The following is a 284-nucleotide window of genomic DNA, read 5'->3' as shown; positions in this document are numbered from 1 at the left end:
AGTCCGGTGACGTGGCGGAGCCGGGCCGCCGAGTGAAGGTCTTCCGGCACGCCGCGGTGGGCGAGCTGCGGATGACGTCCATGTCGCTGTCGGTCAACGGCATGCCGGAGTGCCGGATCGTGGTCTACACCCCGGAGGACGAGGAGACGGCACGGCGGGCGGAGTTGCTGCGCGGGCAATGAAAAGATCCCGCCCCCAGGGGGACGGGATCTTCTCGAAACCCTATGACACCGATCTTTGACAACTCCACAGAGTGTCGATCAGTGGAGCTAAGGAGAATTGAA

General features: G+C 63.7%; 1 protein-coding gene. It reads left to right on the top strand.

Going from position 1 to position 284, the window contains the following annotated elements; translation table 11 throughout:
• The coding region (locus BZL64_RS41835; protein WP_483025123.1) for an MmyB family transcriptional regulator at positions 1-182 on the top strand (182 nt) is incomplete at its 5' end.
• Positions 183-284: the final 102 nt, after the last annotated feature.

The organism is Streptomyces bobili (assembly GCF_002154575.1).
GTDB classification, from domain to species: domain Bacteria; phylum Actinomycetota; class Actinomycetes; order Streptomycetales; family Streptomycetaceae; genus Streptomyces; species Streptomyces bobili.
This window is presented reverse-complemented; position numbering and strand designations above follow the sequence as displayed.